Source organism: Pseudomonas sp. FP2254 (genome assembly GCF_030687695.1).
Classification (GTDB): domain Bacteria; phylum Pseudomonadota; class Gammaproteobacteria; order Pseudomonadales; family Pseudomonadaceae; genus Aquipseudomonas; species Aquipseudomonas quebecensis.
In genome coordinates this window covers 1205099-1218540 of record NZ_CP117444.1, presented here as the reverse complement: position 1 = coordinate 1218540, position 13442 = coordinate 1205099, and the positions used below count along the sequence as shown (strand labels likewise).

Annotated in this window: 12 protein-coding genes; 3 read left to right on the top strand and 9 right to left on the bottom strand. The window is 60.3% G+C overall.

Annotated elements, in window-relative coordinates:
* Window positions 1-515 precede the first annotated feature (515 nt).
* The 7 genes from PSH94_RS05410 to PSH94_RS05380 all read right to left on the bottom strand — a co-directional run bounded on the left by PSH94_RS05410 (window position 516) and on the right by PSH94_RS05380 (window position 8258).
* Entirely contained in the window at window positions 516-1256 is a 741-nt protein-coding gene (locus tag PSH94_RS05410; RefSeq protein WP_181081874.1) for a molecular chaperone, read from the bottom strand.
* Between the two features lie 20 nt (window positions 1257-1276).
* Window positions 1277-1810 carry a CS1 type fimbrial major subunit gene (locus tag PSH94_RS05405; RefSeq protein WP_305436722.1) on the bottom strand — a complete coding sequence of 178 codons (534 nt, stop codon included), beginning with the start codon at window positions 1808-1810 and terminating at the stop codon, window positions 1277-1279.
* A complete protein-coding gene (locus tag PSH94_RS05400; protein ID WP_370694764.1) occupies window positions 1810-2550 on the bottom strand; it encodes a molecular chaperone in 741 nt (246 codons plus the stop codon). The genes PSH94_RS05405 and PSH94_RS05400 overlap by 1 nt, the downstream gene beginning before the upstream one ends.
* Before the next feature lie 35 nt (window positions 2551-2585).
* On the bottom strand, window positions 2586-3767 hold the full coding sequence (locus tag PSH94_RS05395; RefSeq protein ID WP_370694763.1) for a hypothetical protein: 1182 nt from the start codon (window positions 3765-3767) through the stop codon (window positions 2586-2588).
* Window positions 3768-3856: 89 nt separating this feature from the next.
* Window positions 3857-5035: a hypothetical protein gene (locus tag PSH94_RS05390; RefSeq protein ID WP_305437716.1), complete on the bottom strand. Its 1179-nt coding sequence runs from the start codon at window positions 5033-5035 to the stop codon at window positions 3857-3859.
* 86 nt (window positions 5036-5121) lie between these two features.
* A complete protein-coding gene (locus tag PSH94_RS05385) occupies window positions 5122-7647 on the bottom strand; it encodes a CS1-pili formation C-terminal domain-containing protein (protein ID WP_181081870.1) in 2526 nt (841 codons plus the stop codon).
* 119 nt (window positions 7648-7766) lie between these two features.
* Window positions 7767-8258 carry a CS1 type fimbrial major subunit gene (locus tag PSH94_RS05380; RefSeq protein WP_253510667.1) on the bottom strand — a complete coding sequence of 164 codons (492 nt, stop codon included), beginning with the start codon at window positions 8256-8258 and terminating at the stop codon, window positions 7767-7769.
* 525 nt (window positions 8259-8783) lie between these two features.
* Between PSH94_RS05380 and PSH94_RS05375 the strand changes: the two genes are divergently transcribed.
* Window positions 8784-9332 carry a PadR family transcriptional regulator gene (locus PSH94_RS05375; protein WP_181081868.1) on the top strand — a complete coding sequence of 183 codons (549 nt, stop codon included), beginning with the start codon at window positions 8784-8786 and terminating at the stop codon, window positions 9330-9332.
* Entirely contained in the window at window positions 9329-10096 is a 768-nt protein-coding gene (locus tag PSH94_RS05370) for a siderophore-interacting protein (RefSeq protein ID WP_305436719.1), read from the top strand. The genes PSH94_RS05375 and PSH94_RS05370 overlap by 4 nt, the downstream gene beginning before the upstream one ends.
* A 79-nt stretch (window positions 10097-10175) precedes the next feature.
* Here PSH94_RS05370 and PSH94_RS05365 read toward each other — a convergent pair whose 3' ends face one another.
* Both PSH94_RS05365 and PSH94_RS05360 read right to left on the bottom strand, forming a co-directional pair.
* Window positions 10176-10802, bottom strand: a complete 627-nt coding sequence (locus PSH94_RS05365) for a Pr6Pr family membrane protein (RefSeq protein WP_305436718.1) — start codon at window positions 10800-10802, stop codon at window positions 10176-10178.
* A gap of 4 nt (window positions 10803-10806) precedes the next feature.
* The gene (locus tag PSH94_RS05360) at window positions 10807-11040 is read right to left on the bottom strand and encodes a VF530 family DNA-binding protein (protein WP_034096082.1); all 234 of its coding nucleotides are present in this window, start codon (window positions 11038-11040) and stop codon (window positions 10807-10809) included.
* Window positions 11041-11189: 149 nt separating this feature from the next.
* Between PSH94_RS05360 and PSH94_RS05355 the strand changes: the two genes are divergently transcribed.
* Window positions 11190-13208, top strand: coding sequence for a TonB-dependent receptor (locus PSH94_RS05355; RefSeq protein WP_253510663.1), 2019 nt, complete (start codon window positions 11190-11192; stop codon window positions 13206-13208).
* Window positions 13209-13442 lie beyond the last annotated feature (234 nt).

Sequence of the window (13442 nt, the reverse complement as noted above, 5' to 3'; positions counted from 1 at the left end):
CCCCCCAAATCAATGTCGGATTCCGGGCACACCGAGCCTGAGCGAGGTGCCGAGTGGTGGGGCGAAGCGTTTTTGGTTACTTTTGGCGCTCTTCCAAAAGTGACCCGCCGTAAGGGCGGAACCCATAGCCGCCATGACCGCAGCAACGGATATGTACTCGGTCTGACCCAACATCCTGGTCGGCTGTCAGGCCGCCATCGGGGGCAAGCCCCCTCCCACAGTTAGATTCCTATGGGTCAGAGAGGGATCACCACTCGCTACATCCAAACACCTAACTCAGCAACACCGCGCCATCCGGCGACTCGGTGCATTTGGCCCCGATAGCCATAGATATCTACACACGTTTCAAAGGTTGAAATAACTCTGTGGTGAGGGGGCTTGTCCCGCGTTGGGCTGCGAAGCAGCCCCATTTGAGGCGAAGTGGTTTAGCTGACCCAGCGCAGGGCAAGCCCGCTCACCACAAAAGAATCGCTTATTTTCACCGCAGAAATGTAGATACCCGTGCTGTGCGCCGTTTAGCCGTTCACCTCCACAAGCCTTTGGCTGTCGCCTTCGACCAGATAAAAACGATACGTGCGCCCGGCCTGTTTTTCGAAGCTGAAAGTACGCCCCGGAAAGATATGGTTCTTGGTGGTCGGCGCGCACGACGTGCGCTTGGCCACCGAGCAATCCTTGAACTCATCCACCATCACCACGGTGTTCCCGGCGTTGCGCAACGTATAGCGCTGCCCGCCGTTTTCGATGCGCGTATCGAAGCGGCTGTTATCGGGCCGCACAAAGAATACCGTGCCATACCCAGCCATTACCTGGACACCGCCCACTACGGTTTCTACATAAGCTTTGCGTTCCTCCTCACTCACACCAAACTCGTCGCCTTTCTCCGGCGCAACCGGCAGGTAGCGCACGCGGAAGTAGCGTTCGCGCTGACGGTCGCCGATGAACACAAACCGCGTACTTTGCATGCCATCAGCCGGCACGATCAGGCGCGCGGGGCTGGCGATCAGGCCATTGCGCGTACGGCCGTCCGGGCCGACCTCCAGTGGCACTTCATCGTAGGTGCCGTTGGGCTTGTAGAGCATTTCGCTGATGTTGACCTTGACGAAGGCAGTGGAAGTGCCGCCGTTGTATATCCGCTTCAGATAAGTGCCTTTGTCGCCCGGCAAATAGTCGTAGAAATCGCCGACGCTGATGTTCGGCCCCGCCTGAGCGCCCAGGGAACACAGCAATAAAGCCAGGCCCGCACATACACGTTTCATAATGACTCCTTGGAAAACCATCACGGCCGCACCGCATCGAACAGCAGCTCGACGCTGCCGTAGTACTCACCCGGGGTAAAACCGTCCGCCGGCTGCACCGCCGAGATGTCCAGCAGGACACGCTTGCCCAGCCGCGCCTCGTCATGGGACACCACCAACCTGTCGTCCAGGCCCAGCACCTGGCCGTTGAAGGTCACGCTGAGGTCGATGTAGGTACGCCCTCCATTGAACAGCGTGGGCAACGCGCCCAGGCGTGCATTGATGCCGCCCGCCGAGCTTTTCACGTCGAAGTGTTCGCGCAGCGGCCGCAGGCGCCCCGGCACCAGCTCCCAGACCATCTGCTGCTCACGCTCCAGGAACCCTGGGTCCACCGGCAACACGTAGAAGTCCTGGGTAGGAATGGTCACCGAAACGTCGAACACCTCGACTTCGCGAATCGCCTGCGCCGGGGAGCTGAGCAATACGCCCACCAGCACCACCAGCCCCATCAGGATTTTATACCGCACGCCATACGTTTGCCGGGGCCACTCGGGGTGGTTTTTTTCACTGACCATCAGCCTTTGACCTCATAGGTTTTTTTCTCGCTGCCTTCGATCAGGCTGAAGCGGTACACCCGCCCCGCCTGCTTATCAAAGCCGAACGCACGGCCCGGCAAGATGTGGTTCTTGGTAGTGGGCTGGCAGTCCGTTGGGTCGGCGGCGGAACAGTCCTTGAACTCATCGACCACCACCACGCTGTTGCCGGCGTTGTTCAACTGATAACGGCCGGCGCTGTCGTCCACGCCGGTTTCGAACCAAGCGGTCTTGGGCCGCACGAAAAACACCGTGCCGTACCCCGCCAGCACCGTAACCCCGGCCGACAAAGCGCCTTTGTAGGCTTCGCGTTCTTCCTCCGGGAGGGCGAACTCGTCGTCCTTCTCGGGCATTACCGGTACGAAGCGCACGCGGAAATAACGCTCTTTTTCCCGCTCGCCGAGGTACAGCAAGCGGGTGCTCTGGACGCCATCGGCCGGCACAATCAGGCGTGACGGGCTGGCCATCAGCCCCTCCCGTACGCTGGGGTCTGCGCCGGGCTTGAGCTCCACCTCTTCGGATGAGCCGTCGGCGTTGTAGAGAATTTCCAACACCTGGATACGCACGAAGGCGGTACTGTCGCCGGCGTTATAGACCCGTTTGAGGTAGGTACTTTTATCGCCGTCCAGGTAGTCGTAGAACACCCCGACGTTGAGGCTGGGGCCAGCGTTCGCGCACAGCGGAAAACCGCACAATGCGCCCAGCACCAATAGATATCTGATCCACATGACTCTCTCCAATAAGACGCGGTACGCCATTACAAATCCGAATCCCAAATCACCGTGGCCTGCCCGGAATAGGTGCTGCCGCCCTGGGTGAGCATGGCCTCGACGTGTTCCCTGGCGACTTCGAAATGCAGGGTTCCAGGACGACGGTTCACGTAGTACCGAGGGTCGAACTGCTCGGTACCGGCGCCGCTGAGCAGCAAGGGCTGGCGACTGACGGCGGAGCCATCGGGGCGGTTTAGGCCGTTGGGCAGGCTGACGCTGAGGTTGAGCGGCACCTGGTGGCCGGCGGCGTTGCGTAGCGCGCAGGTGTCGCCCATCACGCGCTCGCACTGCAACTGCATCTTGAAACGCGATGAGGCCGATATAGTGAAGGTCTGGTCACGGAACAACCGCGCAGGAATGCGGCCCTGGTTCAGCCAGGCTTGCCAGCCGCCCTGGGGCACCAGTTCAATGCGATTACCGCCGGGGGGGACTTCGACTTTGAGGTCATGTTCAACCCTCAGCGTGAAGTTCAGCGTGAGCAGCGAGTCGTTGGGCAGCATTACATCGCCCATATCGAAATCCTGATGCGGCCCTAGGGTGTACTGATAAGTCCCCTCGTATTCCCCAGACGACATGCCCAGCGGATTAGGCGTGATCAACTCGTAGGTAAAGTCCAGGTAGTTGTAACGCAGCCAGGGAATATCGAAACGGGCCGGCTTGGCACAGACCCCTTCTACAGGCGTTCTCCAGAAAAAGACGTAGAAGTTAACCGCGTAAGCCGCGAGCCCCGACCCCGTGCAGGGAGGCGCGCTTCTGAGCCAGCCCCCGCCAGTCCATAAGAGCCCGTGTGCTTCGGGAGCGGGGACACCGCCACCTACCAGATCAATCACGTTTTCCGTCACATATGACGAGCCGAAGCCTGCCACGCGTATCTTTACCGTTTCCTGCTCCTGCGTCTGGCGATGCACGACAGTGAGCTCCCTCCATTCAGTCGGGGCGTCGAACATGGCACCTTGCCGGGGATCGGTATGGAGCGCCGCGATGGGTTGGCTGGAATCAAACCGAATGGGCGCCCGCAAGCTGAATATCCCAAGACCCTGGCATTGCGTCGGATACGATGCGCAGTAACCACTGTTGGGTGTCTTATTTTCAAACTTGTTCAAGTGAGGGTTGGCAGGGTCCGGCTTGAACTCTGCCTCAATGGGCATATCCACGCCCGATGCCGGCATTGCCAGCAATGCCAACAGCAGGCAGGCGCCGGCGCCCAGACGTTGCTCTATCAATTGCGATACGTTCACGTGATTGCTCCACATACGTGTCAAAGCTCTGAATCCCAGATCACCGTGGCCTGCCCCGAATAGGTGCTGCCGCCCTGAGCCAGCATGGTCTCGGTGTGTTCCCTGGCGACTTCGAAATGCAGGGTTCCAGGACGACGGTTCACGTAGTACCGAGGGTCGAACTGCTCGGTGCCGGCGCCGCTGAGCAGCAAGGGCTGGCGACTGACGGCGGAGCCATCGGGACGGTTGAGGCCGTTGGGCAGGCTGACGCTGAGGGTGAGCGGCACCTGGTGGCCGGCGGCGTTGCGCAGCGCGCAGGTGTCGCCCATCACGCGCTCGCACTCCAACTGCATCTTGAAACGCGATGAGGCCGAGATAGTGAAGGTCTGGTCGCGGAACAACCGCGCCGGTTTGCGGCCCTGGTTCAGCCAGGCTTGCCAGCCGCCCTGGGGCACCAGTTCAATGCGGTTGCCGCCGGGGGGGACTTCGACTTTGAGGTCATGTTCTACCGAAAGAGTAAAGTTCAGTGACAACATCGAGTCGCTGGGAATCATCACGTCGCCCATATCAAAGTCCTGGCCGGGACCGACGGTGTAATGATAAGTACCGGTGTACTCGCCGGAAGACATTCCCAACGGGTTAGGCGTGATCAGCTCGTAGGAAAAATCCAGGTATTCGTAACGTAGCCAAGGAATATCGAAGCGCGCCTGCTTGGCGCACACACCGTCCCCGGTCGTGGGGGTTCTCCAGAAAAATTGATACCAGGTCACGGTCAACAAACCGTAACCGGTACCTCTGCAGGGCGTTGGTGCGTTGACCCAACTCGACCCGGTCCATAAAAGTTGATGCGCACGAGTCCCGGTTACACCTCCCCCCACCAGTTCGATCGGATTGTGTGTCACATATCGCGAACCTAACCCTGCCACTCGCACTTTTACCGTTTCCTGCTCCTGGGTCTGGCGATGCACGACAGTGAGCTCCCGCCATTCAGAGGGAACACCGAACATCGCACCTTGCCTTGGATCAGTGTGGAATGCCGTAATGGGTTGGCTGGAATAAAATTGTATAGGGGCCTGCAGACTGAATTGCCCATAGGGCTCGCATTGACTTGGATAACTCCCACAGTAACCACTGTTGGGCGTCTTGTTTTCAAACTTGTTCAAATGAGGCTGTGCGGGGTCCGGCCGGAACTCTGCGCGTATATCCAACTCGGCCGCCATGGCGGGCAGTGCACCGGCCCCGCCTAACAGCACGGCTTTCAGCGCAAACCTCAACAACGTCGATGCGTTCAACAGCTTCACCCTCATCACCCCGCCGTTCCAGTGTTAAAGCTTGAGTCAGCCAAGGTATCCGGCGTGCAACGCAGGTCGCCGATCATCAGGACGTTGCTCTCAATGCGCGCCTTGGACGGATCGAGTCGGAACTGGCACAGCAATTGGTTATCGCGGCGCACTTCGAGGGTGGGCGAGCTGGCGTTCATTTCCAGCGAGAAGAAGCCGTCGACCTCACTCACCCCGCGCGTGGCGTGATTGATGATGTGCAGGCCCTTGAGCGGCTTGCCTTGGGAGTCGACCATGCGCCCCAGCACCGTCACGGTCTGCATGACGCTGATCTTGCGATACTCCACGCCGCCCTTGTTCAGGTGATAGCGGGTGCGGGGTGGCTGGATAGCGGCCGACGGCGCGTGATTGCCTTCGAAGTCGAACGCTACCGAGCTGCCCTTGTAGGCGGTGATCGGAATGAAGTTGCGCCCAGGGCGCAGGGCCACGCTGCCGCCGCTCATGTCGTCGGCCCGCAGGGCGATGTCGTCGAGGTCGGTCTCTACGTCGACGATCAGCCCGGAGCCACCGCCGTGGTACTGGCTGGTAAGCACCATCTGGCGTTGCCCCACGGCAAAGGTGCTGTCCAGGTTCAGGCCGCCGCTGAGCTCATCGTTGAATGAAGAGCGCTGGACGAAGCCGTCGCCCCGAACGAAGTCATTCTCGAAGCTGGCCATGCCGGACAGACCGACGCCGTAGGTATCGGTCGTCGCAGTGGCGGAGACGCTCTGCAGCACGTGGTCCTGCAAGTCTTTGCGGTAGGTCAGCGAGGCATTATTGTCGCGCGAGCCATCGCGGGCGGTGCGCGTGCCGATGCTGGCGGACCATTGCTCGCCCGGCGCGCCGAGGGCCAGGCTGACGCTCAGGTCGACCCCGCGATTGCGCTGGTCGCCGGTACTGGCGGTGGCTGGTCGGTCGAACACCGACAAGCGCCAATGGGCATCGTTGTCGAACAGACGCGTACGCTCGGTCCAGCCCAAGTCCAGGCCGACGCCCTCGACATTGCCTTCGCTGTACGAGAGACGGCCATTGATCGAGCGCAGGTTACTCAGGCGGTGGTTGACGGACAGCGACGAGTTGCTGGTCTGGCCGACGAAGACATCACGCTGGCGGATGCGCGTGCCATCGGGCAGGGTCTCGTAGGTGTTGCGGGTGTCGAGCCAACTACGGGTGTGGTTGAACACCACGCTGCCGGCACCGTAGTTGTACAGGCCGTTAAGGTCCAGGCCGGTGCCATACTTTTCGGTCCGGTAAATGTTGGCATACAGGTTGGCCTGGTCGGCGACCGTCCAGTCCACCGAAGTACCTAACTGCATGTTGTCCTTGACCTGGCGTCCGGACACGCCCAGCACCACGCGCGGGTGGGCCAGGTAGTTGACGGACACACCGGCGGTGGCGCTGCCGCTGGTCTGCTCGTCGAAGTTACTCAGCAGCTTGCTTTCCTGGCCGGCGAACAAATTGTAGCGCCAGCGCTCTTCGTGGTTGCTCCAGTTGTTGGGCTTGTACACCAATTCCTGGGTGGTGCTGGTGATCTGGCCGTCCTCTACCAGTCGCACCTCCACTTCATAGATGCCGCCAGGCAATGACCGGGTATCCAGGCTTTGCAGGCCGCTGCCAACGGCCTGGGTATTGAGCAACAGGCCATTGCGGTAAATCTCTACCGAAGCCTGGCGGCTGGCGGTGACGTAGATCGGGAACACGGCGGGCTTGGCATTATTGATCATCAAGCTGTCGGAGCTGCCGTACATCACGCCGATGGCTGTATCCGGGCTGGCGCCGAAGGTACGCAACTGGCGCGTCAGCCCTTCGGCATTGGGGGTGAAGTAGCCCAAGCGAAAGAAACGGCCTTCCAGCTCGCGCTGGGTATAAAGCGAATAAACGGCATGGTTGAGGTCTTTGTCATCCGGCCCGCTCAGTCGTGAAAACTGCATGTTCAGGGTCTGGCTCCACAAGCCCAGGCTGCTGCTGGCGTCGATGCCGAAGCGGCCGCCGACGTCCTGGTCCTGGCCACCGGTGAGATTCAACTGGTTGCGTACGATCAGACCGGTGCTGCCACCGGCAGGCAGGAAGTAATAACGCTGCGCCTTGTCGTCGCGCTCGACGTTTTCGGTGAGCAGGGAAACCGTGGAGTTTTCCAGGTTGTAATGCACGGCCATGAGCCTTTCGGGGCAGGCGCTTTCACATGTGCCCAGGGCCACGCCCTGTTTTAGGTATTCGGCCCAACGGTCGCGCTCTTCATCCTGGATCACGCTGCCGTCGTGGTCGGTAAAGTCGAGCAATGTCAGGCGGTCATCACGGGACAAGACAATCATTGCCTCGGAGACAAACTCTCTATCCAGTTCAACCCTGACCGCCAGTGGCACATCGAAAAAGTGCTCTTCAAAGTCCGCCGGCAAACCCTTTGCCTGGGATAACAAACTACGAGGTGTCGTGCCGTCGGTGGTGCCGGCCGCGAGCGCGCCGGCACAAAACAACAAGGCAAGCGCTGCCGCGATGGGAGTCATCGGGAACATGAACTGAATTCTCTGAATTTCGGACTTCATGGGAAAACCGGTCGACCGACAGAAGCTGCCTGTCGACCGGTATCGCTACCCGGCAATAAAACGGTGCTTATTGCTCAGTTGGCTATGCCTCAAGGGGTTACACGTGGCTCGTGGTCAAACACCACGGTGTAGCTGGTGGTGAACAGACCGGCAATGCCAGCCGCTGGCTTGGCGGCAGTCACCACCATGTCGGCTTGGGTACCTGGGGTGGAGCTGGGGTCATCGACCACTTCCAGCGGCGAACCGGTGAGGGTTACGTTGTTGAAGGTGGTGGTCAGCGCGATGGAGTCGGTGCCGTTGGTCAACGACGCTGGGCCGCCTTCGATGTACGCCTTGATGGAGCCGTCGGTGTTTTTCACGTTGTAGGTGGCGCGCAGCGAACTCAGGTCACCGGTGACGGTGTTGTAGTTCATGGTTTCATCGCGACCCCAGTTCGGATCAACCGGCTGTGCATGGAACTGCTGGGTCGGAATCGTCGCCTTGATGTTGATGATGCTGGAGGCTTCACCGGCAGCGAATACGCTGGAGGAGCCGAAAGCCAGCGCCATCAATGGCAGTACGAAAGCGGTCTTCTTAAGCATTTTAAGTACCTGTTTTATCACGTCAGAAAGTTAGTTGAACAACGCATTTCCGTGCGTCGCACAGCCCAATTCGAACCGGGTCTTGCGAAGCACGTAAATAGTCCCTCGAAAACCAACTTAATGAAGCCAGCCGTTTCGTATTAAAGCGTAGTAATGCACAACATGAGCAGAAGGAAAAAAATCATTAAATTCAATATTATGAATAATTACTGTAGTCCGGTTACCACAACTAATTAGGCCCAGATACTACTTATCTAATGCACTTAACTGTAAGAAATGTACTACACGCCACAGCCTGCCTGACCATTACTTGTTTTAGAGTAATAACTCCAACTAACAACTGTAAGCGTTATTCACGAAAATGCTATTTATTTAATCGACAACTCTCGATATAGGCGCGGCTTCTCCCTGCCGTTTTCCGTTCTTCGACGCGGGGTGCGGCAGTCGATACCGCTGGTCAGACAACGTTGCCCTTTTCGTAAGATATATCTTAAGTTGTATCTAAATCAGACAGAGGCTACGACCATGAGAGACCCTCATCATCACCGAGACCACGGTGACAGCCGCGACGGCTTCGAAAAACGCCCCGGCCGCGAACGCGGCGGACGTGGCCCACGTGTATTTGCGCCGGGTGATCTGAAATTGCTGCTACCGGCACTGATCGCCGAGCAGCCTTGCCACGGCTATGACCTGATCCGCAAGATCGAAGCCCTGTTCGACGGTGCCTACAGCCCCAGCCCGGGTGTGATCTACCCCACGCTGACCTTCCTGGAGGAAAGCGAATTGATCAGCGGCGACGCCGAAGGCGGAAAAAAACGCTACACCATCACCGACGCCGGCCGTCTCTTCTTGAGCGAACAAGCGGTTGCCCTCGATGGCATTCGCCTGCGCATGGACGTAAGCAAGCGCTCGCTGCGCGGGCATGATCGTCCGCCGGAAATCCACGAGGCGGTGCATAACCTGCGCCACGCCTTGCATTCGCACCACGGGCGCTGGAGCCCGGAAGAAATCGTGCGGGTCGCCGCGTTGCTCAACGGCACCGCCCAAGCCATCGCTGACGGGAAAGCTCAATGAATAGGCCAGTCATCCACCGCGTCACCCACGAAATCAAACGCCGCCGCCTCGACGTGCTACGCGTTGTCGATATCACCCCACGCATGCGCCGCATCACCCTGGGCGGGCCGCAGCTGGCGGGCTTTATCAGCCTGGGCAGCGACGACCACGTCAAGCTGTTGTTCCCGCGCGACGCCGCCGGACAGGCCGCACTGGAGAGCCCGACGTTCAACATCAAGGGCGATGGCCCGCAACCGGCCATGCGCGACTACACGCCACGCCGCCATGACGCGCAACGCGGCGAACTGGACATCGACTTCGTGCTGCACGGCGACGGCCCCGCCTCCACCTGGGCCGAACAGGCCACACCCGGCCAGCACCTCTACATCGGCGGGCCAAGGGGCTCGTTGATCGTGCCCGACATATTCGACAGCTACCTGCTGATCGGCGACGAAACCGCGCTGCCGGCCATCGGTCGACGCCTGGAAGAACTGCCGGCCGGGCGCACGGTATTGGCGGTGATTGAAATCGCCGATGCGGCGGAGCAACAGCTACTGCACAGTGCAGCCAATGTGAAGGTCATTTGGGTGGTGCGTGGCCAGGATGACCTGGTTCAGACGGTGCAGAACCTGAGGATGCCGGAGGGTTCGCTGTACTGCTTCGTGGCGACCGAAACCAAGGTGTCGCGCCAACTGCGACGGGTGCTGCTCGACACGCACCGTGTGAACGAGGAGTACCTCAAGGCTGTCGGTTACTGGCGCGCCGACGGTAGCGAAGAGGAATAACTCGTCCCTCCAGAACAGAGGATGATCCAATTCCGATAGCAGCATGTCAGCCAACGATGAACCGGCTGACATGCCCACGTCAGAGCGATGGCGACCGCAAAGACTTGTCCACCCCCACCACCACAGTCGCAATCAGCACAAACCCCGCCAGAATCCCCCCGGCATTCACGAACACCTGGGGATAACCCAGCGTACTCACGTCGATGAACGGGTACTGATATTGCCCGAGCAGATCGCCACGCAGCAGCGCGTAGCCGAAATACACCAGCGGGTAGATCACCCACAGGCCGATGTGCGTAAAGCGCAACTGCCCCTTGGGCACGTACCGCCACCAATACACCGCGGACAGCACGGGCATGACGTCGTGCAGCAGTTCGTCGGCAATGAATTGGAAACCTTCGGGCTGCCACAAATGCCGCAGCAACAGGTTGTAGGCCAGGCCCACCACTACGATGCTCACCGCGATGCCACTGCTCACCGCTGGCGCGAGAAAAAATCGCCGCGCCGCCGAGGGGCGATTGACCAGGGCATAGCTGAGCACCACCACCGCCAGGGTATTGGTCAACACGGTGAAGAAACTGAAAAAGTTGATCAGCCCACCCATCAGGCTGGCGCCGGACGTCCAGCGCGAATAGAAAATCAGGTACTGCTGAATCGCCAGGCCCACCCAACCGGCCAGTGCCGCTGCCGCCGCATACCGCTTCATGGGTTCAATCCAACGGTCGTTTGGTGCGCATCAGCTTCACGTACAGCCCTTCGACTTTTTCCCGCGCCCATGGGGTTTTGCGCAGGAAGGTCAGGCTCGACTTGATGCTCGGATCGCTCTTGAAACAGCGAATATCAATGCGCTCGGCCAGGCCTTGCCATTCGTAATGCTCCACTAATGTGGTGAGGATGTGTTGCAGGGTGACGCCATGGAGAGGGTCGTTGCTTGTCGCGGTCATGCCAGGCCTATGAAGAGTCGGGTCGGAAGGGTGCACACCTTATCACCCCGTCAGACCAGGTAAAAAAGTTCCCGTTCCCTGGCAAAAAGAGATGTTATATTGTAACTATTACTTTCAAATCTTTTCGTCGCTTTTCCAAGGAATGTCCGATGTCCCTCCCCTCCTTCTGGCGCTTGACCCCACTCGCCGCCGCGCTGCTGATCTGCACCGAAACCCACGCCCTTGAGCTGCCAACCCAGGTGGTCACCGGCAACCCGCTGGGCAGCGAACAATTGGCCTCGCCCACCACCGTGCTGGAGGGCGATGAACTGACCCTGCAGCAAAAAGGCAGCCTGGGTGAAACCCTGAATAAACAGCCGGGGGTGTCCTCGTCGTACTTTGGTCCAGGTGCGAGCCGGCCGATCATTCGCGGCCAGGATGGCGACCGCATTCGCCTGCTGCGCAATGGCGTGGGCGCGCTGGATGCGTCGTCGCTGTCCTACGATCATGCGGTGCCGCTGGACCCGGTCAATGTGGAGCGCATTGAAATCGTGCGCGGCCCGGCGGCGCTGTTGTATGGCGGCAGCGCCATCGGTGGCGTGGTCAATACTTTCGACAACCGCATCCCCACCGAAGCCATTGAAGGTATCCAGGGCGCCGGTGAGCTGCGCTACGGCGGCGCGGACACCACCCGCAGCAGCGCCGGCAGATTGGAGGCCGGCAACGGTGCGTTCGCCCTGCACCTGGACGCCAGCGCGCGGGCGTTCAACGATCTGAAAATCCCCGGCGACGCACGCAGCCGGCACGCACCGAACAGCGACGACGGCCCCGGCAGGAACGGTCGCCTGGGCAACAGCGACGGGCGTCAGGACGGCGGCGCGGTGGGCGGTTCCTACACCTGGGACGACGGCTACGCCGGGCTGTCCTACAGCAACTACGACAGCAACTACGGCTCGCCCGCCGAACAGGACGTGCGTATCCGCATGCAGCAGGATCACTACGCCTTCGCGTCGCAGATCCGCAACCTGCAGGGGCCGTTCACCTCGGTAAAACTCGACGCGGGCTACACCGATTACGAACACCGCGAAATCGAAGGCGGCGAGACCGGCACCGTGTTCAAGAACAAAGGCTACGAAGCCCGAGTGGAAGCGCGGCACCAGCCTATCGGGCCGCTCAATGGTGTGGTCGGCGCGCAGGTGACGCGCAACGAGTTCTCGGCCCTGGGCGAAGAAGCCTTTGTGCCGCAAACCGACACCACCGCTGGCGCGCTGTTTATCCTCGAAGAACTGCAGGCCACCGAACGCCTCAAGCTCAGCCTTGGCGGGCGCCTGGAGCACACCCAGGTCGACCCCGACGCCAAAGGCAACGCACGTTTCGCCGGTGCCGACCAAAGCAATACCTTCACCGCCGGCAGCCTGTCGTCGGGCGCGGTGTATACGCTGACGCCAATCTGGTCCCTGGCCGCGACCCTGGGCTACACCGAACGGGCGCCGACATTCTATGAGCTGTACGCCAACGGTGCGCACGTCGCCACCGGCACCTTTGAATTGGGCGATGCCAACCTGAAAAAAGAAAAAGCCGTGTCCAGCGACCTGGCGCTGCGTTTCGACAATGGCACTCACAAGGGCAGCTTCGGCGTGTTCTACAGCCACTTTTCCAATTACATCGGTTTGTTGGGCACCGGTCGTACGCTGAACGACGAAGGTGAAGAAGATCCGACGGGCATCCCCGAGTACGAATACTCCGGTGTGCGTGCGCGATTCGCCGGCTTCGAAGCCCAGGATCACTGGAAACTCGGCGAAAGCGCCTACGGCAAGTTTGCGCTGGAATTGTCAGGCGATTACACCCGCGCCACCAATCTGGACACCGGCGAAGCCTTGCCGCGCATTGCGCCATTGCGCCTGAACAGCGGCCTGCTGTGGGAACTGGACCGCTGGCAGGCGCGCATCGACGTGGAACACGCCGCCGGCCAGGGCCGCGTACCGGATAACGAAAGCGGCACCGACGGCTACACCACCCTGGGCGCCAGCGCCGGTTACCGCTTCAATGTCGGCACCAGCCAGTGGCTGGCATTCGTGAACGGCGAAAACCTCACCAATCAGACCGTGCGCTATGCCAGCTCGATCCTGCGCGACATCGCCCCGGCACCGGGCCGCAGCGTGCAGGTGGGCGTTCGCACGACCTTTTAAAAAGCCGAGGCTCTTGTGGTGAAGGGGCCGGCCTCGCGCGAGGCAAGCTCGCTCACCACAAAAAAATCGCTTCTTTTCAGCAAAGAAAATGTAGACACCCGTGCTGTGCGCTGTGGGAGGGGGCTTGCCCCCGATGGCCATCGAGTCTCACAGGCTGACCCACAACGGTGTGGTGAGCGGGCTTGCCCCGCGCGGGGGCAGTTCGTTCGCCATTCAACTCAAGGCTGAAACCAC